18 protein-coding genes and 1 tRNA gene are annotated in these 23330 nt (G+C 70.8%); 10 read left to right on the forward strand and 9 right to left on the reverse strand.

Going from position 1 to position 23330, the window contains the following annotated elements; genetic code table 11:
* Positions 1-112: 112 nt before the first annotated feature.
* From ACIPTO_RS34055 to ACIPTO_RS34070, 4 genes are all read left to right on the forward strand, one after another.
* Entirely contained in the window at positions 113-832 is a 720-nt protein-coding gene (locus tag ACIPTO_RS34055; protein ID WP_401198564.1) for a hypothetical protein, read from the forward strand.
* A gap of 133 nt (positions 833-965) precedes the next feature.
* Complete coding sequence (locus ACIPTO_RS34060) at positions 966-1337, forward strand: MerR family transcriptional regulator (protein WP_366322441.1); 372 nt, start codon at positions 966-968, stop codon at positions 1335-1337.
* A gap of 203 nt (positions 1338-1540) precedes the next feature.
* Positions 1541-1744 carry a cold-shock protein gene (locus ACIPTO_RS34065; protein WP_366322439.1) on the forward strand — a complete coding sequence of 68 codons (204 nt, stop codon included), beginning with the start codon at positions 1541-1543 and terminating at the stop codon, positions 1742-1744.
* A 150-nt stretch (positions 1745-1894) separates the two neighbouring features.
* Positions 1895-2242, forward strand: a complete 348-nt coding sequence (locus tag ACIPTO_RS34070) for an SCO5918 family protein (RefSeq protein WP_366322438.1) — start codon at positions 1895-1897, stop codon at positions 2240-2242.
* Between the two features lie 90 nt (positions 2243-2332).
* Here the strand turns inward: ACIPTO_RS34070 and ACIPTO_RS34075 are convergent, their stop codons facing one another.
* Complete coding sequence (locus ACIPTO_RS34075; protein ID WP_401198567.1) at positions 2333-3391, reverse strand: PucR family transcriptional regulator; 1059 nt, start codon at positions 3389-3391, stop codon at positions 2333-2335.
* Positions 3392-3664: 273 nt separating this feature from the next.
* On the opposite strand from ACIPTO_RS34075, the gene ACIPTO_RS34080 reads away from it, so the two are divergent.
* From ACIPTO_RS34080 to ACIPTO_RS34090, 3 genes are all read left to right on the forward strand, one after another.
* Positions 3665-4318 carry a hypothetical protein gene (locus tag ACIPTO_RS34080; RefSeq protein ID WP_401198709.1) on the forward strand — a complete coding sequence of 218 codons (654 nt, stop codon included), beginning with the start codon at positions 3665-3667 and terminating at the stop codon, positions 4316-4318.
* A 238-nt stretch (positions 4319-4556) separates the two neighbouring features.
* Positions 4557-6704 carry a flotillin family protein gene (locus ACIPTO_RS34085; RefSeq protein ID WP_401198569.1) on the forward strand — a complete coding sequence of 716 codons (2148 nt, stop codon included), beginning with the start codon at positions 4557-4559 and terminating at the stop codon, positions 6702-6704.
* A gap of 82 nt (positions 6705-6786) precedes the next feature.
* Complete coding sequence (locus tag ACIPTO_RS34090) at positions 6787-11613, forward strand: DNA repair ATPase (RefSeq protein WP_401198571.1); 4827 nt, start codon at positions 6787-6789, stop codon at positions 11611-11613.
* Here the strand turns inward: ACIPTO_RS34090 and ACIPTO_RS34095 are convergent.
* The gene (locus tag ACIPTO_RS34095) at positions 11610-11957 is read right to left on the reverse strand and encodes a hypothetical protein (RefSeq protein WP_366322572.1); all 348 of its coding nucleotides are present in this window, start codon (positions 11955-11957) and stop codon (positions 11610-11612) included. The genes ACIPTO_RS34090 and ACIPTO_RS34095 overlap by 4 nt on opposite strands.
* Positions 11958-12088: 131 nt before the next feature.
* Positions 12089-13564: a helix-turn-helix domain-containing protein gene (locus tag ACIPTO_RS34100; protein WP_401198573.1), complete on the reverse strand. Its 1476-nt coding sequence runs from the start codon at positions 13562-13564 to the stop codon at positions 12089-12091.
* A 229-nt stretch (positions 13565-13793) separates the two neighbouring features.
* Between ACIPTO_RS34100 and ACIPTO_RS34105 the strand changes: the two genes are divergently transcribed.
* Positions 13794-14534: a DUF4232 domain-containing protein gene (locus ACIPTO_RS34105; protein ID WP_401198575.1), complete on the forward strand. Its 741-nt coding sequence runs from the start codon at positions 13794-13796 to the stop codon at positions 14532-14534.
* Positions 14535-14850: 316 nt separating this feature from the next.
* On the opposite strand, the gene ACIPTO_RS34110 is transcribed toward ACIPTO_RS34105, so the two are convergent.
* The 3 genes from ACIPTO_RS34110 to ACIPTO_RS34120 form a co-directional block, all read right to left on the reverse strand.
* A tRNA-Pro gene (locus ACIPTO_RS34110) sits at positions 14851-14924 on the reverse strand.
* Positions 14925-14978: 54 nt separating this feature from the next.
* Positions 14979-15761 carry a Pr6Pr family membrane protein gene (locus tag ACIPTO_RS34115; protein ID WP_401198577.1) on the reverse strand — a complete coding sequence of 261 codons (783 nt, stop codon included), beginning with the start codon at positions 15759-15761 and terminating at the stop codon, positions 14979-14981.
* A 247-nt stretch (positions 15762-16008) separates the two neighbouring features.
* Complete coding sequence (locus ACIPTO_RS34120; protein WP_401198579.1) at positions 16009-16935, reverse strand: metallophosphoesterase; 927 nt, start codon at positions 16933-16935, stop codon at positions 16009-16011.
* 221 nt (positions 16936-17156) lie between these two features.
* Here ACIPTO_RS34120 and ACIPTO_RS34125 point away from each other — a divergent pair, with 221 nt between their 5' ends.
* On the forward strand, positions 17157-17624 hold the full coding sequence (locus tag ACIPTO_RS34125; RefSeq protein WP_366322383.1) for a GatB/YqeY domain-containing protein: 468 nt from the start codon (positions 17157-17159) through the stop codon (positions 17622-17624).
* Between the two features lie 106 nt (positions 17625-17730).
* Here the strand turns inward: ACIPTO_RS34125 and ACIPTO_RS34130 are convergent, their stop codons facing one another.
* Positions 17731-20025, reverse strand: a complete 2295-nt coding sequence (locus tag ACIPTO_RS34130; RefSeq protein ID WP_366322381.1) for a transglycosylase domain-containing protein — start codon at positions 20023-20025, stop codon at positions 17731-17733.
* Positions 20026-20431: 406 nt separating this feature from the next.
* Here ACIPTO_RS34130 and wblA point away from each other — a divergent pair, with 406 nt between their 5' ends.
* Positions 20432-20770, forward strand: coding sequence for a transcriptional regulator WblA (wblA, locus tag ACIPTO_RS34135; RefSeq protein ID WP_019063745.1), 339 nt, complete (start codon positions 20432-20434; stop codon positions 20768-20770).
* Positions 20771-20865: 95 nt separating this feature from the next.
* Here wblA and ACIPTO_RS34140 read toward each other — a convergent pair whose 3' ends face one another.
* Positions 20866-22293: an ArsA family ATPase gene (locus tag ACIPTO_RS34140; protein ID WP_366322379.1), complete on the reverse strand. Its 1428-nt coding sequence runs from the start codon at positions 22291-22293 to the stop codon at positions 20866-20868.
* Complete coding sequence (locus ACIPTO_RS34145; RefSeq protein WP_366322377.1) at positions 22290-23267, reverse strand: ArsA-related P-loop ATPase; 978 nt, start codon at positions 23265-23267, stop codon at positions 22290-22292. The genes ACIPTO_RS34140 and ACIPTO_RS34145 overlap by 4 nt, the downstream gene beginning before the upstream one ends.
* Positions 23268-23330 lie beyond the last annotated feature (63 nt).

A 23330-nucleotide genomic window follows, 5' to 3' on the forward strand; every position in this document is an offset into this window, starting at 1 on the left:
GCGTACCGTGAAGGGACCGGGAATCCCTCGTGCGCCGGATCGCGCCGGTGCCGTTCCCGGCGAACGACGACGCCGGGGCGGACGTGTCCGCGCCCGGGGCAGGGCTCGGCCCATGACCGTGAACGTGCCCGGTCGGCCGTCGACCGCGGAGAGTGCGGAGAGCGCTGAGAGCGCTGAGGGGGCGGGTTCCGGGCGTGCCCGCGACCGGGGTCCCTCGCCCTGGCAGGGCGACCGCGTCCGCCCGCTCAGCCGCCGCCAGATCGAGGACCGACTCCAGGACCTGGGCGTCCTGTACGAGGAGACCGGCGGCGGGAGCCGCGACGGCAGCCGGGACGCCTTCCTGCGCCGCCTGGCCGGCGAGGTCCGCCACCCCGGGTTCGCCCTGCTCATCGCCGAGAACACCACCCTGACGGCCTGCGCCTACGGCTTCCCCGTCCGCGTCGCCGACCCCTGGTGGCAGGGCCTCGACACCCGGCTGCCCCGGCGCCTGCACGGCCTGGCGCTGACCGGCGGGCTGTTCGCGGTCTCCGGGATCGTCGTCCCGCCCCGCGTGCGCACCCACTACCGGGACCGCGACTGGAACCTCGCCCGCCGCCTCCAGCGCCGGCTGCTCGACGACCACGCCCCGGCCGTCGGCGTCACCCTGATCCCCCGCACGGACACCGCCGCCCTGGAGGCCTACCACGCCTGGGGCTGGCAGGACGTCGTACCGGGCGCCGCGCGGGACCCCGTGCGCCCCGTGCGAGCCGCCGAACGAGGTTCACCAGGGCACCCGGACGGCCTTGATCCACAGCCCACGGCCGCCTGCCGGGTGTTGATCCTGGCTCCCTGACCGTGCCGGACGGCGTCAGGACATCTGTGTTCGCCGCGACAGGGATTCCCCCGGTGCGACTAGAGTTCCCGTAGGGGGAACCAGGTCTCCCGGGGCGGCCGGCCCGACCCGGCGGTCCGCAGGAAAGGTGTACATGCCCGCAGAAAGCCAGCAGCCCGCGGCCGACCGGCTCGACGACGACGACTACCCGGCCTACACCATGGGCCGGGCCGCCGAGCTGATCGCCTCCACCCCCGGTTTCCTCCGGTCACTGGGTGAGGCCGGGCTGATCACCCCGACGCGGTCGGACGGCGGTCACCGCCGCTACTCGCGCCACCAGCTCCGTACGGCCTCCCGCGCCCGCGAGCTGGTCGACCAGGGGACCCCCATCGAGGCCGCCTGCCGCATCATCAGCCTGGAGGACCGGCTGGACGAGGCGCTGCGGGTCAACGAGGAGTTGCGTTCCCCCGACGATCGGCATGTCCACGACGGGCGGCGAAGCTCCTCGCACGGTGAGAAAATCTGATGTCCCCGAAACAGAAATTCACCGTTTCGGGCGGCCCTTTTCGAACCCATTTCCCACGTCGCGAAAATGGGTTCCGTGCTAGGCTGCCTGCAGTTGCAGTTGTGGTTGCCAATTTTGAACCGGACATCCGGTGCAGGTGATCATCACGGCGATGGAGGAGATTCGTAAAGTGCGGATCTCGTGCACTGCCTAGGAGTTAAGACATGGCCACCGGTACCGTGAAGTGGTTCAACGCGGAAAAGGGCTTCGGCTTCATCGAGCAGGACGGCGGCGGCGCCGACGTCTTCGCCCACTACTCGAACATCGCCACCTCGGGCTTCCGTGAGCTGCAGGAAGGCCAGAAGGTCACCTTCGACATCACGCAGGGCCAGAAGGGCCCGCAGGCGGAGAACATCGTTCCCGCCTAAGCACGCGAGTGTGCGAAACAGGGGCCCGCACCTTGGGTGCGGGCCCCTTTTCGTATCTGTTCATTTACCCGCCGTTCTGCGGCTGTTCTTTGCTTTCCCCGAGGAGAAATCCGCCCTTCTCCTCCCGCTCGAACCCCTTGGTGAGGCACCATGCGCTGCGTGATCGCCCGTTACCCCTTCGATCTGACGAAGAGCGAGGTGGAGCAGATGCTCAAGGGCATCCGGCCGGAGCAGCCCGTCACCGGTCCCTGCGCCGTCATCAGCCGCAAGCTGTACCCGGTGAAGCAGGTCGGCGAGGTGATCACCAAGCAGGACCGCCGTGACTTCACCGCCTCCGAGGTGACCAGGGCCCTGACCCGGCTCGGCTTCACCTGCCACGAGACGCCGCCCGCGCCCGCCACCCCGGCGCCCGCCGCTCCCGAGCCGGACCCCGCCGCGGAGAAGCCCACGGACTCCGGCCCGGACTCGACGCCGTACATCGGCACCACCCTGGGCTGACGCCTCCGCCCGCACGTCCCCGCACACCCCGAGCGACCACGCCGCCGTAGCACCATCCGGGCGCGCGGTCGCTCTTCGCTTTCCCGCCCGTCACAGCTCCCTGTCGGGCCAGTCCAGCAGGCGGGCCCCGATCACCGCCGTCTGCAGCGTGTACCGCTGGCCGGGGTCCGCCGGGTCGGCGCCGGTGAGCTGGTGGATGCGCTCCAGCCGGTAGGTAAGGGCCCGCACGCTCAGCGACAGCCGGCGGGCGGTCTCCGCGGCCACGCAGCCGCTGTCGAAGTACGTCGCCAGCGTCTCCAGCAGCGGTCGCGGACCGCCGCGCGCCCTGGTCAGCGGGCCCAGCGCTTCGAGCACCAGATCCGCCATCGCCTGCCGGTCGCGGGTGAGCACCGGATAGACCAGCAGGTCGGCGGAGCGCAGCAGCGGGCCGTCCAGGTCGAGCCGCTCGGCCAGTTCGAGCGTGTTCAGGGCTTCCTCGTACGACTGGACGATCCCGCCCGCGCCCGGCTGTGGCCGGCCGATCGCCGCGCGGCTGCCCTCGGCCGCCGCGTACGCCTGCTTGGCGAAGTGGGTGAGGATGTCGTCCTGGTTGCCGGGCGCGACACACAGCAGCCGGCCGTCCTTCGTGGTGAGCAGGATGCTGCGGTCACCGAAACGGCTGATCATCGACTGCTCCACCTGACGTGGCACCGCCGCGCTCTCGTCGTACGGCGTTGGACCCTGGACGACCGCGACGGCGTGGGTGTGGGAGAGGCGCAGACCGAAGCGCTCGGCGCGTTCCGCGAGCCGCCCGAGATCGCTCCGGCCGTAGAGGAGGTCGTCGATGAACTCCCGTCGTGCCGCCTCCTCCTGGCGTACGGCGAGCCGCTGCGCGCGTTCGTAGCCCTCGGCGAAGGCGTCGACGGCCTGCTGCACCGCGGCGAGGGTGCAGTCGGCGGAACCGGGGGTCTGCGGCCAGGCGGCGCGGGTCGCGGCGAGATGCGCGCCGACCAGGGAGCGCAGGTTGTGGCCGGCCTCGGCGGCCTGCTCGCCGAGGGTGCGGCGGGCCGCCAACTCGGTCCGGGTCAGGCGGCGTCCGGTGCCGGCGACCTCCGCCAGGAGCCGCGCGAACCCCGCCAGGTAGTGCTCAGGTATGTCGCGCTCCGGCAACTCCGCCCCCGTCTTCCTTGACGCCCCGGTGACGCTTTCTTAGCGCGTCACCGGCATCAAGACCCTAGTGAACACTGCCGGGTTCCGGCAATGCGCGGGCGTGCCCTCCGCGTGCACCATGGCGCCAGGGGAGCACCGCGGAAGGTACCGGTGCCGGACACCGGCAGGTGTCCCGGCACCGGGGCCGCGATCCGCGCATCTCCGGAATCTTGACGCGTGCCGAACGGGCGGGACGCGTCGTGGGCACTGGACGGGGAACGGGGGGCCGTGATCATGGGGGCGTTTCTCGCTGCCGCGACCGGTTTTCCCACCGTCGTCTTCACCGCGGCGCTCGTGGTCGTCGTCGTGTTCTGGCTGCTGGTCGCGCTGGGCGCGGCGGACGCCCACGGCCACGCGCACCTCAACTCCCATACGTACACGGATGGTTGGGGTCTGGGTGGGGTCCCGGTGACCTTCGTCTTCTCGCTGTTCGTCGCCGTCGGCTGGCTGATCAGCTACTGCGCCGCTGTGCTGCTCGTCCCGTCCGGGCCCGCCGGACTCCTGGTCGGGGCGGCCGTGCTGATCGGCACGGTGTACGTCTCCTGGCGCGCGACCAAGCTGTTCGTACGGCCCCTGCACCGCCTGTTCCCCGACGAACCCGGGCCCTCGCGGCTGGACTTCGTCGGCCTGACCTGCACGATCCGCACGGGGCGGGTGGACGCGGGATTCGGCCAGGCGGAGGTCAGGGCGGGGGACGGTTCGGCGGCGGTGGTCCAGGTCCGGCTGTCGGCCGGCGACGCCGCGGCGGGCGGGCTCGGCAGTGGCAGCACGGGGTTGCTCTACGCCTACGACGAGGTGGGCGAGTTCTTCTGGGTCACTCCGTATCCGCCGGACGGCGGGCCGGGACCGGGGCTGGGGCTGCTGGCTCCGCCCGGCGCGCCCGGATAGCCCGACGGGCCGTCAACCGGTCGGCGGTTCGGACGAGTTGGCCTACGCGGGTTGCCGGCGGGTGTTGACCGTTGTTGACCTGCGGGTTGTGACCCCGCACCTGTTCGCCAACAGGCCCTGAAATCCGGGCATGTGCCGCCGCGCAGCCGTCGACGGCATCGCGATCCGGGCTCGTCGCTCTCTCTGTTCTCACCCTTCTCACTCCTCTCACCTCTCTCACGCAATGAGGACCCATGTCATGAACGCCATCACCGTCGGCATCGGCGTGTTCGTCGCCGTAGTCCTGCTCATCGCGCTCGCTCTCCTCCTCGTGGTCGGCCGGCTGTTCCGGAAGGTGGAGCAGGGGCGGGCGTTGATCGTGTCGAAGACGAAGAAGGTCGATGTGACCTTCACCGGGGCGGTCGTGCTGCCGGTGCTGCACAAGGCCGAGTTCATGGACATCTCGGTGAAGACCATCGAGATCCGGCGCACCGGGCGGGAGGGCCTGATCTGCCAGGACAACATCCGCGCCGACATCCACATCAGCTTCTTCGTGCGGGTCAACAAGACCGTCGAGGACGTCATCAAGGTCGCGCAGGCCATCGGTACCCAGACGGCGAGCGACCCGGCGGCGATCCAGGCCTTCTTCGCGGCGAAGTTCTCCGAGGCGCTCAAGACCGTGGGGAAGCAGCTGGACTTCGTCGATCTCTACACCAAGCGCGAGGAGTTCAGGGACCGGATCATCCAGGTCATCGGCACCGACCTGAACGGCTACCACCTCGACGACGCGGCCATCGACTTCCTTGAGCAGACGCCGATGACGCAGCTCGACAACCAGAACATCCTGGACGCGCAGGGCATCCGGAAGATCACCGAGCTGACGACGATCGAGCATGTGCGCACGAACGAGTTCCAGCGCACCGAGCAGAAGGAGATCACCCGGCAGAACGTCGACGCCCGCGAGACCATCCTGGAACTGGAGCGCCGGCAGGCCGAGGCGGAGATCCGGCAGCGGCGCGAGGTGGAGACCCTGCGCGCGAAGGAGGAGGCCGCCACCGCGAAGGTGCAGGAGGAGGAACGGCTCGGCGCCCAGGCCGCGTTCCTGCGCACCGAGGAGCAACTCGGCGTCCAGCGCGAGAACCAGGCCCGCGAGATCGCCGTCGCGCAGAAGAACCGCGAGCGGGTCATCGCCGTCGAGAACGAGCGTATCGAGAAGGACCGGCTCCTCGAAGTCATCGCCAGGGAACGGGAGACGAACCTGTCCGGGATCGCCCGGGACAAGGAGGTCGAGGCGGAGCGGCGCGAGGTCGCGGACGTGGTGCGGGAGCGGATCGCCGTGGACCGCACGGTCGCCGAGCAGGAGGAGGCCATCAAGAAGCTGCGGGTGGTCGAGGAGGCCGAGCGCACCCGCCAGTCGGTGATCATCGCCGCCGAGGCGGAGGCCCAGGAGAAGCTGGTCAAGGACATCAAGGGCGCCGAGGCCGCGGAGGCCGCCGCCAGGCACCGTGCCGGTGAGCAACTCACGCTCGCCGAGGCCCGGTTGAAGTCCGCCGACCTCGACGCCCGCGCCAAGCTGCGGCTCGCCGAGGGCATCCAGGCGGAGGCGGCGGCGGCCGGACTCGCCGAGGTCCAGGTCCGGGACAAGGAGGCCGAGGTCACCGTGAAGGCGGGCCGGGCCGAGGCCGAGGCCACGGGGGCGCGGCTGCGCGCGGAGGCGGAGGGCGCCGAGGCCAGGCTGCGTGCGGAGGCCGAGGGCACCCGGGCCAAGGCGCTCGCCGAGGCCGAGGGTGCGCAGGCGAAGGTGCTCGCGCAGGCCGAGGGTGTCCGGGCGAACGCGCTCGCGGAGGCCACCGGCATCGGCGAGAAGCTCAAGGCCGAGGCGGAAGGTCTCACCGAGAAGGCCGCCGCGATGGCCGCCCTCGACGAGGCCTCGCGCGGACACGAGGAGTACCGGCTGCGGCTGCAGGCGGAGAAGGAGATCCGGCTCGCCGGGCTCGATGTGCAGCGGCAGGTGGCGGAGGCGCAGGCCACGGTCCTCGCCACCGGCCTGGAGCACGCCGACATCGACATCGTGGGCGGTGACTCGGTCTTCTTCGACCGGCTGATGTCGTCGATCTCGCTCGGCAGGAGTGTGGACGGTTTCGTCTCCAACTCCCAGACGGCACAGGCGCTGGCGCGTCCCTGGCTGGACGGCACGTCGAACATCGCCGACGACCTCGCCCGCGTCCTCGGCTCCGTCTCCACGGCCGACGTGCAGAACCTCACCGTGTCCGCGCTGCTGATGAAGCTGATGACCTCGGACACCGCGAACGCCGGTCAGCTCCGGCAACTGCTCGACAAGGCAGGCGAGCTGGGCCTCGCGGACACCCCGCTGGGCGCGCTCAACGGCCACCCGGTCACGGTCTGACCCCATCGACTGTCCGGAACTGCCGCACAGGGGACGGCAGTTCCGGACTCGGCCGAGCCCACCCGAGATCTGAGAGGCACCCATGACCACCGGCCTGGACACCGGCACCTACGAGGTCCTGCGCGACCGCCTCGCCGCACAGGCCGCCGAACTCGCCCGCCGCGCGGAGGCCCTCAACGCCCGCCGCACCGAGGAGTTCGGCTCCACCCGCCTCGAACTCACCGGCACCGAACGCCTCGACACCGAGCACCCGGCCGTCCCGCGCGACCTCGTCGCCGTGGGGGACGTACTCCTCTTCGGCCGCCAGGTCTCCCACGGTGTGACCCGCGAGACGGCGGTCGCCGACGTCCTCGCCCTGCACGACCGCCACGACCTGCGCCGGCTGCCCGAGAACGCCGTGCCCGGACTCCTCGACGACCCGGACTTCGTACGGGAGTTCACCGCCCTGCACCGGTACTACCGCCAGGCCCGGCTGCTGCGGCTCCGGCTGGTCGACGGCAAGCTGCTCGCCGTGTTCCGCACCGGCGAGAAGGCCGACGACATCCGGGTGCTGCGCTGGGCGGTGCCGGAGGACGGCCGGGCGGCGGCCTTCCTGGACGCGCACGGGGAACGCGATCACGTCCTCCCGCCGCCGTACGACGTCGACTGGACGGAGACGGCCCGCGAGGACCAGGTGCCCGGCCGGCATCCGCACGTCCGGATCCAGGACGGGCTGTACGTCGGCACGGTGGGCGGCCTGCTCACCGTGAAGGTCGAGGACGACACCGGGACGGCGGAGGGGATCTACTCCGAGCCGGTGGACGAGCCCTTGCAGTCGGCGGCCGACGCGGAGATCGCGTACGCGCGGGTGGGGGCGCTGGTGCTGCTGCGCGTCCGCCCGTACAAGGAGGAGAGCCGGCGCTACCTGGTCTTCAACACGCTGACCGCAGGAGTCGTCCGGCTCGACGGGATCGGGCTCTCGTGTCAGCGGCTGCCGGAGGAGCGGGGGATCGTGTTCCCGGGCGGGTACTGCCTGGCCACGGGGGTGTGGAAGACCTTCGACGTGGACACCGCGGGGCTGGAGTCGGAGCGGGTGGTGCGCTCGCCCAACGGTGAGGACGTGCTGTTCGCGTACCGGGCGCGGGTGTCCGGCCGGAGCCTCCTGCTGCCGTACAACATGATCCCTGAGGAGGTCGCCAACCCGCTGTCCTGCCAGGGGTGGGCGCTCTTCGACGACGGCGTGCTGACGGTGCTGCGCGCGGGCGGCGAGGGGGAGGCGGCCCGGGTCCATCCTGTGCGGGTCTGGCGTACCCCGTATGTCTCGGACACCTTCGCCGCCGCGCGGCTCGTCGGCTCCGGGCCGCTGTCCCGGGTCGGCAACGCCGATCTCGTGCGCGGGATCTCCGACTGCCTGTCCCTCGCGGGAGCGGTCGCCGGGATGGAGCCCACGGCGGAGGTGTACGAGGCGCTGGTCGCCGCGTGTGTGCGGGCGGCGGACGCGTACCACTGGCTCGGGGATGCCGAACTCGGCGACCTGGGCGGCCCGTTGGAGGAGGTGCGGGGCACGGCGGAACAGGTCCTGGCCGAGTTCGAGACCGTCCGGACGCTCACTGGGCAGGCCGTCGACGCCCTCGCCGAGGCCTCGGCGCAACTCACCGGACTGGTACGGCGGTTGCGGGGCGAGGCGCCACGGGACGCGACCGGATGGGTCACGGGGCTGACCGAACTCCGGCGCGCGCAGGGGCATGTGCTCACGCTGAAGGAGGCGCGGTACGCGGACACGGCCCGGATCGAGGAGGTCGCGGGCGAGGCGGCGGCGGAACTCACGGCGTTCGGGCAGCGGGCGGTCGCGTTCCTGGAGCGGGAGGACGCGTTCGCCGGACACCACGAGGTGATCGCCGGGCTGGTCGCGGAGGCGGGTGAGCCGGCCACGGTCGCGCAGGCGGCACCCGTCGCCGCCCGGCTCGACGAACTCACCGACGGGCTGCGGACGGTGACCGAGGTGATAGCCGGGCTCGACATCGGTGACGCCACGGTCCGTACGTCCATCCTGGAGCGGATCGCCGAGGTCCTGGGCGGGGTCAACCGGGCCCGCGCCACGCTGGACGCCCGGCGCCGCGAACTCCAGGACCGGGAAGGCAGGGCGGAGTTCGCGGCCGAGTTCGCGCTGCTCGGCCAGGCGGTGACCGGCGCGCTCGCGGACACGCCGACACCCGAGGCCTGCGACACACAACTGAGCGGACTCCTCGTCCAGTTGGAGAACCTGGAAGCCCGCTTCACCGACTTCGACGACTTCCTTGCCGACCTCACCGGCAAGCGCACCGAGATCTACGAGACCTTCGCCGCCCGCAGGCAGACCCTGGCCGACGAACGCGCCCGCAGGGCCGAACAGTCGGCGGCGTCGGCGGTCCGCGTCCTGGAGACGGTCGTGCGGCGCGCGGCCACGCTCGCCGACGCCGACGCCGTCAGCACGTACTTCGCGTCCGATCCGATGGTCACGAAGGTCCGCCGTACGGTCGCCCGACTGCGCGAACTGGGCGACCAGGTACGGGCGGAGGAGCTGACCGGCCGACTGGGCGCGGCCCGCGAGGAGGCGGTCCGTGCCCTGCGCGACCGCGCCGACCTCTCCACGGACGGCGGCCGGACCCTGCGTCTGGGCCGCCACCGTTTCGCCGTGAACACCGAGCCCCTCGACCTCACGCTGGTCCCGTCCGGCGACGGCCTCGCCTTCGCCCTCACCGGCACGGACTACCGCATCCCGGTCAGGGACCCGGAGTTCGCGGAGACCCGCCGCTTCTGGGACCGCCCGCTGCCCTCCGAGTCACCGCGGGTCTACCGCGCCGAACACCTCGCCGCCCGCCTCCTCGACGACCACGGCGCCCAGGCCCTCGCCCAGGAACCCGACCTCGCCGCCCTGGTCCGCCGGGCCGCGCAGGAGTCGTACGACGAGGGCTACGAACGCGGTGTGCACGACCACGACGCGACCGCGATCCTCGCCGCCGTGCTCCGCCGGTACGACGGCGCGGGCCTGCTGCGGCACCAACCCGACGGCCGCGCACGGGCGTTGGAGTTCTGGGCGCACGGCACGGGACCGGCGGAGCGTGCGGGCTGGACCCGCCGGGCGCGCTCGCTGGCACGGGCCCGCGACACCTTCGGACCGACCCCGGCCGTCGCCGACTTCCTCACCGAGCTGGCGGACCACACGGGCGAGCCGGCCGCCGCGTACCTCTTCGACGAACTCACCACCGGCCCCGAGGGCTTCGTGATCAGCGCCGCCGCCCGCACGCTGCTCGACAAGTTCCGCCGCGCGGTGGGGAGTTCTGCCTACGACGACGATGTGCGCGCCGTCGCCGACCTGCCCGCCCGCCGCCAGCTGGTGGAGGCGTGGCTGACCGCCTACGCGACGGCGTCCGGCACGGAGGCCGACCCCGGGGACCTCGCGGAGGCGGTGGCCGCCGAACTCTGCCCGGACGTGCCGCGCTACGAGTCGGACGCGCGGCTGACGGAGACGGTCGGAGGACTGCTGGGCACGCATCCGCGCGTCGAGGCGGGTTCGCTGCCGCTCCGGATCGATGAATTCCTCGGCAGGACACGGGAGTTCAGAGCCTCGGACGTTCCGGGCCATCGCGCCTACCAGCGTCGCCGCACGGCACTCGTGGCGGCCGAACGAGCCCGGCTGCGGCTCGACGAGTACCGGCCGCGGGTGATGTCGGCCTTCGTGCGGGGACGGCTGGTCGACGAGGTGTACCTCCCGCTGGTCGGCGACAGCCTGGCGCGGCAGATCGGCACGACGGGGGAGGGCCGGCGCACCGACACCAGCGGCCTGCTGCTGCTCGTCTCGCCACCGGGGTACGGCAAGACGACCCTCATGGAGTACGTCGCCGAGCGGCTCGGGCTGGTGCTGGTCAAGGTCGGCGGGCCCGCCCTCGGGCGCGAGGTCACCTCCCTCGACCCGGCCGAGGCGCCGAACGCCACCGCCCGCCAGGAGGTGGAGAAGATCAACTTCGCGCTGGCGGCCGGCAACAACGTGCTGCTCCACCTCGACGACATCCAGCACACCTCGCCCGAACTCCTGGAGAAATTCATCCCGTTGTGCGACGCGACCCGGCGGATGGAGGGCGTGTGGGAGGGCCTGCCGCGCACCTACGACCTCCGGGGGAAGCGGTTCGCCGTCTGCATGACCGGCAACCCCTACACCGAGTCGGGCGGGCGGTTCCGGGTCCCCGACATGCTGGCCAACCGTGCCGACGTCTGGAACCTCGGCGACGTCCTCACCGGCAAGGAGGCGGTGTTCGCGCTGAGTTTCGTCGAGAACGCGCTGACCTCCCACCCGGTGCTCGCCTCGCTGGCCGGCCGCGACCGCGCCGATCTGGACCTGCTGATCCGGCTCGCGGAAGGCGACCCCTCGGCCCGCGCGGACCGGCTGTCCTACGCCTGCGAGCCCGCCGAACTGGCCCGTGTCCTGGCCGTGTTGGGGCACCTGCTCACCGCCCGGGACACGGTTCTCGTGGTCAACTCCGCGTACATGGCGTCGGCGGGCGCGACGGACACGGCCCGCACGGAACCGCCGTTCCGGCTCCAGGGGTCGTACCGCACGATGAACCGCATCGTCCAGCGCATCGAGCCGGTGATGAACTCCCGTGAGCTGGCCGCCGTGGTCGACGACCACTACACCGCCGAGGCACAGACCCTGGCGACCGATGCCGAGGCGAACCTGCTGAAGCTCGGGGAGCTGCGCGGCACGCTGAGCACGGAACAGGCCGCGCGCTGGGCCGAGTTGAAGGAGGCCTGGGTGAGGCAGCGGGGAGCGGCGGAGGACGAGCCGCTGCGGCGGGCTGTCGCCGCACTCGAGGTGCTGGCCGAGCGGATCGGCGCGGTGGAGTCGGCGATCACGCGGGTGAGCGGGGTGGGCGGGGCGGCCGACTGCTAGAGCTGGAGCAGGCGTTGGGTGATCTCGCGGTACTGCCGGAGCGCGTTGCGGAACTCCTCGGACCGGGCGTCGGACTCCTGGCCGGCCCAGGCGGCACGCAGGGCCTCGCGGCGGGCCGCGAGGGCGGTGGCGAGATGGGCGGTCGCCTCGTCGTAGGCGCTCTCCGCCTCCCGCAACGCGTCGAGCGGAGTGTCCGCGAAGGTGTTCAGCGCGTGCCGCAGCCGATCGAGGACCTGGTCGCGCTCGCCCGGCGGGAGCAACGGCTCCGGGCCCGGGGTGCGTCGCTCGGCGGGAGCCTTGTTCTGACCTGCGGGCTGTTGGGCGCGTGTCTGGTCGTACATCATCGGGAATCGCTTCCGTTCCACCCGAAGGCGTTTCTGGGATTCGTCCGTGCACCGGCCACTGCGCTGCGCCGTGCTGCCAGTCAACGTGCGGTGACGGGTCGTGTCAACGCGGTGGCCGCGGCCTCCGGACGTCAGTCGTCCTGGTGCGGCACCCACTCGCTCTTCTCCAGCGAATAGCCGTAGCGCGGGCGTCCGTTCATCCCGCTGGTGCGGAACGGCTTCCCCTGGTCGTCGATGCGCAGCACCCCGTGCCGGGTGCCGCTGCTCCACGCCAGCTCCAGATACCAGCGCACATCGTGCGAGGCCGCGGCGGCCGTGACGTACAGGACCTCGGGGTCGCTCTCGCTCACCTTGTACGGCAGCCCGGTCTGCCCGGCCTTCGGCGTGGCCACCGGCCGGGTCGCGTCCAGCCCGACGTCGAAGGAGTGCGTGGGCACCCCGCCGCCGCAGCCGACGCCCACATAGCCCATGGCATACGCGTTCCGCGCGAGCGGCGCCCCGCTGCCGACCACCCGTACGTTCAGCGACTGCAGTACGACGGTGTCCTCGCCCGTGCCCTGCACGGTCAGCTCCAGATACTGGCTGTCCGCAGACACGGCCCCCAGCGCACTCACCCAGCTCGGCGCGTCCTGCTCGGTGGGCGGCGGCGGCACCTTCGCGGCGTCCTCGTCGACCAGGTAGGTCTGACTGCACGGACTCTCCCAGGCGTACGGCCGGGTCGTGACGGTCAGCGGAACGGCCGCCGACGGGTCCGGACCGCCGCCTTCGCTGCCGCCTTCGCCTGTCGTGCCCGCGGGTGCGCCGCCGCCGGTCCTCGCGGACTCGGAGGGGCTCGTGCCGGTGGAGGGGGAGGACGAGGAGGTCGCCTTCGACGTCGGCTTCGGCTTCGGCGGGGCCGAGTCGGAGCCGGGGCCGGTCTCCTGCCCGTCGGAGGCGACGGAACCGGCCCGCTGCTTGCTGTCGCCGCCGCCGTCATCGGAGACGAGATGGACGAGATGGGGGACGAGGGCGGTGACGGCGAGGACCACGGCTACCGCGGCGGCGGCGAGGAGGGCGGTGCGGCGGCGGGTGCGGGGGGTGGGGCTGTCGGGGGAGGGGAGTGTGGGGGGTGTGCGGGGTGTGCGGGGTGTGGGGGTCGGCTCGGTGCCGGTGCCGGTGCCGGTGCCGGTGCCGGTATCGGTATCGGTATCGGTGCCGGAGTCTGCTTCGGCGTCTGTCTCGGCGTCTGGCTCGGCTTCGGTTTCGGTCCGGGTGGGAGCAGGGGTGCTGGTGGGAGCAGAGGTGCTGGTGTCGGTGCTCGGGTCCGGGGTTGCCGCTGCCGCCCCGGCCGAGGTGGCGGCCCTCCGCTCCCGCTGGCGTGCCCCGTCGGCCAGGATCCACCGGCGGTGGGCCTCGATGAGCTCCTCCGGGGTCGCCTTGCAGAGCCGGGCGAACCGCTCGACGGGGGCGTACTCCGTGGGCACGGCATCGCCGTTGCAGTAGCGGTGCAACGTCGACGTACTCATGTGCAGTCGCTTCGCGAGCACGCCGTAACTCAGTCCCGAACGGTCCTTCAGCTCCCGTATCAGCGCCGCGAAATCCGCCGTCTCCTCAGGCCCCGCCACCATGCCCCCATTCCAGTCGAGCGTTCCAGGGAGTCACTGTTCCCCCAGCTAAGAGCCGGTGCGGGCGTTCCAGGGTTCCGTAGATCCCGGCTGTCGTAGCGGGTGGGACGGAAAGCGGCACAAGCTGCGGTCATCAAAGCACGCCGCCCGCCGAACGGTTGGCCGGCCGGCGACCTCTCAGCCGTCCCCACCGTCCACCCACGCCTCCCCGGCCTTTCCGAAAGGGATCACCATGCCCGCGTTCACCGCCCGCCCCCGTACCCGCCTCTTCGCCGCGGCCACCGTCGCCCTCGCCGCCCTCTCCCTCACCGCCTGCAGCGACAAGCAGGGAGTACAGGACGAGGGACCGGCGAGGACCAACGCGACGGCGCCGACGTCGACCCCGGCCCCGGAGAAGACGGGCGGGACGGGGCAGGCAGGCGGCTCGACGGAGGGTGGCTCGACGTCGGGCGACTCCCAGTCGGGCAACTCCTCGACCGGGGGAGGCAAAGGCTCGGGCACCGGCTCGGACACAGGCTCGGGCACCGGCTCGAACACCTCGGAGCGCAGCGTCCCGTGCAGCGGCGCCAACACGAAGGTGACCGCCCAGCCGGTCTCCCGCCCCGTCAACCACATGCTGCTCACGGTCACCAACACCGGCACCAAGACCTGCGACCTCTACTACTACCCGGCGCTCAACTTCGACGACGCCCAGTCGGTCCCCCCGGTGATGAAGGAGTCCCAGCCCCAGGCGGTCACCACCCTCGCCCCGGGCCGGTCCGGCTACGCGGGCGTGGCCCTCTCCGGCGGGGACGACGGCTCCGGCGCCAACGGCCGCACGGCCCGGTCCCTCGCCGTCTACTTCTACGACCGCGACAACAACGGCATCAGCCCGGCGGCCACACCGGCACTCCCGCCGAACGGCGTCCACGTCGACGACTCCCTGCGCGTGACCTACTGGCTGTCCAGCGCGGGGGATGCGTTGACGTACTGAGGGCGGGGCGTGGGGCGGCGGAGGGCGGGGCGGGGGTCGGGGCCGGGCCTTGGGAGCGCGGGTTGGCTGCCCCACGTGTCGGGGTTGCCTCCGTCTCCCCACACGGGTGCGGGGTAAGAGCCGCCGATCGTTCGCAACAGCCCAGGGGCGCATGGTGATCGCCGTATCGCCCGCAGATACCTCCGCGCAGCCGAGGAACAGCTCTCCAGAGACACCCGGACAGGCTCGAGACGTAATACGTCTCACTTGTACCCCGTACAACAAATCAGGTCCGATGCTGACCTCTCAGCATCGGACCTGACGTGCTATTTCACAGTCGGGGTGGCGGGATTTGAACCCACGACCTCTTCGTCCCGAACGAAGCGCGCTGCCAAGCTGCGCTACACCCCGATGTCGCCACTCATCTTGCGAGTGTTGCTGCTCATCGCGGCGACGTCGTTTACTTTAGCCCACCGGTGGCTGGAGACGAAATCCGGTTTTGGCGCGGTGGCGGACGAGGTTCGGGCGGACGTGGTCGAGGGCCACGAGGAGGACGGAGAGGGCGTAGAAGGCGAGGCCGAGGAGGAGGGCGTTGCCCAGGACGCTCTTGTAGCCGTGCCGTTCGACGTCCAGGAACGAGTAGAGGTAGCGGCCCGGTGTGCCGGGGAGGATCAGTTCGCCGCGGCCCAGCGACACCGCCAGGTATGTCAGCGGGTACAGCAGCCACGTCGCCACCATCCGCAGCCGTAGCCGGCCGGGGGCGGTCAGGAACAGCCAGTCGATCACCGCGGCGATCGGCGTCACCGTGTGCAGGACCTGGTTGGTCACCGCCTGCCAGCCCGTGACGCTTCCGCCGGTCATCGCGAACGGGCTCGACGCGTGCGGCACCAGGAGCAGGTGGTACACCAGGCCCGTGATCGTGACATAGAGCAGTGCCGCGCCCGTGACCAGGGGGGAGACCGGGCGGCGGGCCGTCCACGCTCGGCCGGCCGTGGCGAGCATGACCAGCGCCAGCAGGATGTTGCTCTGGATCGTGAAGTACGTCAGCACCCGGATCGGGCTGCCGAGCAACAGGTCGACGGTCACCGCCGCTGCCGCGACCGACGCGACCAGCAGTCGGTACGCCGCCGTCAGCGGGCGGGAGTACGGGGCCACCACCGCGGTGGCGGGAACGGGTGAGGCGAGCAGCGCGGGCATGCCGGGTACCGCGGGGAGGTCCGGGATGTCCCTGGGTATCGGGGCGGTCATGCCCTCACGCTAGGCAGCGGGGAGGAATCGGGCGATACGGGTGGGCTGGACGAGCTACGCCGACCGCACGATCCCCGACCGCGCGATCCCTGGTCGCACGAACGCCGGACGCGTGAGCCTGGCCCACCAGCCCCTGGTCCCGCCAGCTCCGCCAGCCCTGGTTCCCCCGGGCCCCGGCCGAACCAGCCCTGGCCCTACCAGCCCCGGCTCAACCACCCCGGCCCTACCAGCCCTGACCGAACCGCCCCTACTCCCGCCCCACCAGCGTCATCAACGTAGCCTCAGGCGGACAAGCGAACCGCACCGGTGTGTACCGGCTCGTTCCGCATCCGGCCGACACGTGCAGATACGACGTCTTCCCCTCCGCCGTGTGCCGGGACAGGCCCTTGACCCGGTCCGTGTCCAGGTCGCAGTTCGTGACCAGCGCGCCGTAGAACGGGATGCACAGCTGGCCGCCGTGGGTGTGGCCGCCGAGGATCAGGGGGTAGCCGTCCGCCGTGAAGGCGTCCAGGGCGCGGAGGTACGGCGCGTGCACCACGCCCATGGAGAAGTCGGCGTCGTCGGACGGGCCGCCGGCCACGCGGGCGTAGCGGTCGCGCTTGATGTGGGGGTCGTCCAGGCCGGTCAACTCCACGGAGACGCCGTCCAGCTTGAGCGTCCCCCGGGTGTTCGTCAGGTTCAGCCAGCCCGCGGCGTCGAAGCCGTCCCGCAGGTCCTCCCACGGGTTGTGGACGATGCCGGTGACGGGCGGGTTGCCGTTCAGGCCGTGGCGGCCCGCGCTCTTCTCCAGCAGGTACCGGGCGGGGTTGCGGAGTGTGGGGCCGTAGTAGTCGTTCGAGCCGAAGACGTACGCCCCGGGAAAGTCCATCAGCGGGCCCAGCGCGTCCAGCACCTCGGGGACGCCCTCCGGGTCGGAGAGGTTGTCGCCGGTGTTGATCACGAAGTCGGGGCGCAGGCCCGCCAGCGAGCGCAGCCAGCGCTGCTTCTTGCGCTGGCCGCCGACCATGTGGATGTCGGAGACCTGGAGGACTCTGAGCGGGCGCATGCCGGCCGGCAGGACCGGGACCGTCACCCGTCGCAGCCGGAAGGAGCGGACTTCGAAGCCCGCCGCGTAGACCAGACCGGCGGCGCCTGCCGCCGCAATTCCCAGAGGTACTCCGTATCGCGCGCGCATACCTCCATCGTGTCAGACCTCACTGACACCCCGTCGGGCGCGGCCACTTAAGCCCTCACCCGAGCTCCCACCTGAGCCCTCTCAAGCCGCCACCCAAGCCGCCACCCAAGCCGCTCCCGACTGTCCCCCGTCCGCCCCCCCAGGCCGTCACCCGCACCCCCGCCCCACAGCCCCCGAAATCTGCGGGCGCCCCCACTCCCGCACCTGCGAGAATCAAACCCATGACCACCACGCTCAAGTCGAAGCTGCAGGAAGACCTCAACGCCGCGATCAAGGCGCACGACAAGCTGCGCTCCTCCACGCTCCGGCTGACGCTCTCCGCGATCACCAATCAGGAGGTCGCGGGCAAGGAGAAGCGTGAGCTCTCCGACGACGAGGTCCTCAAGGTGATCACCAAGGAGGCGAAGAAGCGTCGCGAGGCCGCGGACGCCTTCGCTCAGGGCGGTCGTCCCGAGCAGGCCGCGCAGGAGAAGGCGGAGGGCGAGATCCTCGCCGAGTACCTGCCCAAGCAGCTCGGTGACGAGGAGCTGACCGCGATCGTCTCCCAGGCGGTCGAGGAGGCGAAGGCCGCCGGTGCCGAGGGCCCGCGTGCCATGGGCGCCGTGATGAAGATCGTGAACCCGAAGGTCGCAGGCCTGGCCGACGGCGGCCGCGTCGCCGCCGTGGTGAAGAAGCTCCTCGCCGGCTGACCCGGCCGCCTGGAGAGAGCCGTTCCGCTACGACGACGGGGGCGCCCCTGGTGAAAGGGGCGCCCCCGTCGTCGTAGGCGAAGAGGCGGATCGGATGGGCTCGGGGCTAGCCCCTGCCGCCGTTTCCGTTGCCGTTGTTCCCGCCGTTTCCGTTGCCCTGGAAGAAGCCGTCGGGGAAGGAGAACGTCGGGTCGGGGTTGGCGCCGCCGTCAGTGCCGCCGTTGGTGGTCAGGCCGCCGTTGTTGTTCCCGCCGTTGTTGTTGCCCCCGTTGTTGTTCCCGCCGTTGTCGTTGTTCTTGCCGCCGTCGTTTCCCTTGTCCTTGTCCTTCGCGGGGTCCGGGATGTTGACGAGGGTGAAGGACTGGGCCTGCTTGCCTTCGAGGGCGCCGGTCATGGCGTCCTTCCAGATCGGGCCGGGGGTGTCGGCGCCGTAGACCTCGTCGTGGTAGACCCCGCCGATGCGGATGTTGGTCATCTCGACGTTCTGCTTGGGGCTGCCGACCCAGACCGCGCCGGCCAGGTTCGGGGTGTAGCCGACGAACCAGGCGTTCTTGCGGGCGTCCGTCGTACCGGTCTTACCGGCGCTCTCGCGGTCGGTGAGGCCGGCCTCCTGGCCGGTGCCGGAGTCGACCACACCGCGCAGCACGGTGTTGATGGTGTCGGCGGTCTTCTTGCTCATCGCCCGCGAGCAGGTCGACTTCGGGACGGCGAGCGACTTCTCCTCGTTGCCCACCTTCTGGGTGATGGACTCGATGGCGATCGGGGTGCAGTACGTGCCCTCGTTGGCGAAGGCCGCGTACGCGGTGGCCATCGTCAGCGGCGAGAGGCCCTTCGAGCCGAGCGCGATGGCCGGGACCTCGGGGATCTTGTCGCCGTTGCCCTGCACTACGCCGAGCTTGTTGGTCATGCTCACCACGGGGCACAGGCCGATGTCGGAGATCATCTGCACGAAGTAGGTGTTGACCGACTTGGCCATCGCCTCCTTCAGCGCGTACGGACCGTGCTCCGACTCGCTCTCGTTCTCCACCGTCGCGCCGCCCGTGTTGACCCAGTTCTTGCCGCTGCAGGTCGAGACGGGGCTCGGGTAGTCCATCGAGTACGGCGCCGGGTACTGCTGTGTGGCGGGCAGGCCCTGCTCCAGCGCGGCGGCCGCGACGAACGGCTTGAACGTCGAACCGGTCGGGAAGCCGAAGTTCGAGCCACCCATGTCGGCGTTGACCGAGTAGTTGTACTCCGTCTCGTTCTTGCCGTAGCCGTACGGCCGGGACTGGCCCATGCCGAGGATCTTGCCGGTGCCGGGTTCGACCAGGGTGGCCGCCGCGGCGACCGAGTCCGACTTGTAGATGTGGTCCTTGAGCGAGGCCTGCACCGAGTCCTGCGCCTGCGGGTCCAGCGTCGTACGGATGGTCAGGCCGCCCTGGTTCCAGATCTTCGCCCGGGCCTCCTTGGTCTTGCCGAAGACCGGGTCGCTCAGGAAGACGTTCTCGACGTACTTGCAGAAGAAGCTGGCGCCCTTGACGGCGGTGATGCAGCCGTTCTTCGGCTGGCTGACCTTGAGGCCGAGGTCAGTCTTCTCGGCCGCGTCCGCCTCCGCCTTGGAGATGTCGCCGACCTCCGCCATGCGGGCCAGCACGGTGTTGCGCCGCTTCTTGGCCTCGGCCTCGTCGTTGATCGGGTCGTAGCGCGTGGGCGACTGGACGATGCCCGCGAGGAGTGCCGACTGCTGGAGGGTGAGGTCCTTGGCGTGCTTGGAGAAGTAGCGCTCGGAGGCGGCCTCGACGCCGTAGGCCTGCTCCCCGAAGAACGTGATGTTCAGGTAGTTCTCGAGGATCTTCTTCTTGCCGAGCTTCTCCTCGATCTGGATCGCGTACTTCAGCTCCTTGACCTTGCGGCCGAGTGTCTGCTGGGTGGCCTGGGCGACCTTCGTCGGGTCGTCACCGGCCTCCTCCACGAAGTAGTTCTTCACCAGCTGCTGGGTGAGGGTCGAGGCGCCCTGGGAGACCCCGCCGCTCTGCGCGTTCTTGTTGAGGGCGCGCAGGACGCCCTTCAGGTCGATCGCGCCGTGCTGGTAGAAGCGCGAGTCCTCGATCGCGACGATCGCCTTCTGCATGTACGGCGAGATGTCCTTGAGCTCCACCACCGTGCGGTCACGGGAGTAGACCGAGGCGATCTGGTTGCCCTTGCTGTCCAGGATCGTGGTGCGCTGGCTCAGCTGAGGGCTCTTCAGATTGTCCGGGATGTCGTCGAATCCCTGGACCGAGCCCTTGGCAGCGAGTCCGAGCGCGCCGGCCGCGGGCATCGCGATTCCGGCCATGACGGCGCCGGCGAGCACACTGACACCGAGGAACTTGGCGGCCTGCTGCATGGGGGACAGGCCACCACCCGAGCGCTTTTTTGGCATGGGGGCAGCCTACGTTCTCATTCGCCGGACACGTGTATAGGCGTTGGCCTAAGCTGCTCTCAACTGTCACAGCAGAGCGGTCACGTATCAATACGTCCGGCGACCCCGAATCGTTCCGGTCGTTCCCTGTTTTTTGTCGGGGGCGTGTCCGAATCCGCCTCCTGTGTCACCTGGTGCCCCTTGTGGCGCATGTCAACTGTCCCGCTTTGCCGGGAAAGTCACGCATGTCGTCAGCTCACTCCCCCGGGTGATCTGCCGCTTACCCATAGTCCGTTCGGGCCATTCAAGATTGGGCCCGAAGGGGGTGTTGCGCTGTGCCCACCTTCCGTAACGTCCTCAACTGGCGGCGGTGAATATGCCGCTGCCGCCGTGGGGGAGCCTCGATTCGGGAGAGGACGGCGCCGGTATGGGCTGGGTAACCGACTGGAGTGCGCAGGCGGCCTGCCGCACTACCGATCCGGATGAACTGTTCGTTCAAGGAGCAGCGCAGAACAGGGCGAAGGCAGTGTGCACCGGATGTCCGGTGCGCACGGAGTGCCTCGCCGATGCGCTCGACAACCGCGTCGAATTCGGCGTGTGGGGAGGAATGACGGAGCGGGAGCGCCGCGCACTGCTGCGCAGGCGGCCCACTGTCACTTCATGGCGCCGGCTACTGGAGACCGCGCGTATCGAGTATGAACGAGGGGTCGGCATCATCCCCCTCGACGACGACGAGATCTACGAGAACTACGCGGCGGTGGGCTGACCCCCACCGGTCCCCCTCGGGGCCGACCTCGGGCGATCCCCGGGGTGCGCGTCCTGGGGGGTGGCGTCCCCGGGTCAGATCCCCCGGGGTGCGCGTCAGACCTTCGTCTCGGGCAGCTCCGGCCGACCGGCCGCGAGCCGGTCCCCGATGTCCCGCAGCCCCGCGAGGTCATGCACATCGCCGGGCAGCGCGGCCACCTCGGCCACGGCCACCTCGGGATGACGTGCGGTGAAGCGGTCACGTGTGCGCTGCTCGCGGGAGAGCAGCCGCATCCGCTCGGCGTGCAACTTCAGCAGGCCTGCGGTGAGTTGATCGACGGATCGCTCGTCGTCGGACTGGTGGCCGTCGGACTGCCGGTCGGCGGATCGCTCGTCGTCCGTGGTGGCGGGGGAGCCTTCGTCACGAGCCGATGCCTGGGAACCGGGAGAGCTGGGACCGGGCGAATCTGAACTGCCGTACGTGTCGGGAGAGTTACGAAGTCCAGCTTTCCCACCCATCTGATCGACAATGCGGGGCTCTTCAAGATTTTCCGCGGCGGCGAGTGCCCGCTCGGCAGACAGCCGGGCGGCTCCGCTGCCGTGCACCCGGTTGAGGACCAGACCGGCCAGGGGCATCTCCTCGGCCGCCAGCCGCTCCACGAAGTACGCCGCCTCGCGCAGCGCGTCCCGCTCCGGCGCCGCGACCACCAGGAACGCCGTACCGGGCGCCTGGAGCAGCTTGTACGTGGCGTCCGCGCGGGTGCGGAACCCGCCGAAGGTGGTGTCCATCGCGGAGATGAACGTCTGGATGTCCTTGAGCAGCTGACCGCCGAGGAGCTTGCCGAGCGTGCCGGTCATCATCGACATGCCGACGTTCAGGAACTTCATCCCGGCCCGTCCGCCGAGCTTCGCCGGAGCGGTCAGCAGCCGGATCAGCTTGCCGTCCAGGAAGGAGCCGAGACGTTTCGGCGCGTCCAGGAAGTCGAGCGCCGAGCGGGACGGCGGGGTGTCCACCACGATCAGGTCCCAGTCGTGCTGGGCACGCAGCTGGCCCAGCTTCTCCATCGCCATGTACTCCTGCGTGCCCGCGAAGCCCGCCGAAAGCGACTGGTAGAAGGGGTTGTTGAGGATCGCGGCCGCCCGCTCGCGGTCCGCGTGCGCCTCGACGATCTCGTCGAAGGTGCGCTTCATGTCGAGCATCATGGCGTGCAGCTCGCCGTCCCCGTCGACGCCCTTCACGCGCCGCGGGGTGTTGTCCAGCGAGTCGATCCCCATGGACTGGGCGAGCCGCCGCGCCGGGTCGATGGTCAGCACGACGACCCTGCGCCCGCGCTCGGCGGCCCGCAGCCCGAGCGCAGCCGCGGTGGTCGTCTTGCCGACCCCGCCGGAGCCGCAGCAGACCACGATGCGGGTCTCCGGGTCGTCGATCAGCGGATCCACGTCGAGCACGCGCGCGTGGGTGATGCGGTGCGAGCGGGAATCCCGGGTGGAGGAGGTCGTGCGGTCGCGGGCGGGGTCCTGCGCCTGGGCCGGGTCCGGACTCATGACATCCCCTGCTTCCGCAGCTCGCTGGCGAGTTCGTACAGGCCCCCGAGGTCCATGCCCTCGGTGAGCAACGGCAGTTCGTGCAGCGGCAGGCCCTGCTCGGCCAGGACGGCCCGCTGGTCGTGCTCCAGCGTGTACCGCGCGGCGTACTCCTCGGCCTGGGCCAGCAGCGGGTCGACCAGCTTCTCGGCGTTGCCGCCGCGCCGTGCCCCGCCGAGGCCGGCGGAGGACAGTGCCTGGGCCACGGCGGTGCGGGGCATCTCCCGCACGAGGTCGAGGTCGGTCGCGTCGAGCACCTCGGGGCGGACCATGTTGACGATGATCCGGCCCACCGGCAGCCGGGCCGCCCGCAGCTCGGCGAAGCCGTCCGCGGTCTCCTGGACCGGCATCTCCTCCAGGAGGGTCACCAGGTGCACGGCCGTCTCCGGCGACTTGAGGACCCGCATCACCGCCTGCGCCTGATTGTGTATCGGGCCGATCTTCGCGAGGCCGGCCACCTCGTCGTTGACGTTCAGGAAGCGGGTGATGCGGCCCGTCGGCGGGGCGTCCATCACCACGTAGTCGTAGACGAACCGCCCGCTCTTCTCCTTGCGGCGGACGGCCTCGCAGGCCTTGCCGGTCAGGAGGACGTCCCGGAGGCCGGGCGCGACCGTGGTCGCGAAGTCGATCGCCCCGAGTTTCTTCAGGGCGCGTCCCGCTCCGCCGAGTTTGTAGAACATCTGGAGGTAGTCCAGAAGGGCCAGTTCGGGGTCGATGGCCAGGGCGTACACCTCCCCGCCCCCGGGAGCGACGGCGATCTTCCGCTCCTCATAGGGCAGCGTCTCCGTCTCGAAGAGCTGCGCGATGCCCTGGCGACCCTCGACCTCGACGAGAAGCGTCCGCTTCCCCTCCGTGGCCAGGGCCAGCGCTAGGGCCGCGGCCACCGTGGTCTTGCCGGTACCGCCCTTGCCACTGACGACCTGGAGCCTGCTCACGTCTTCGAGCCTAACCAGTCCGCGCCCGAACCAAGCCAGAGGCTGTGGATAACGCGACCGCGG

It is taken from the genome of Streptomyces sp. NPDC090083 (assembly GCF_044747445.1).
Lineage (GTDB): Bacteria > Actinomycetota > Actinomycetes > Streptomycetales > Streptomycetaceae > Streptomyces.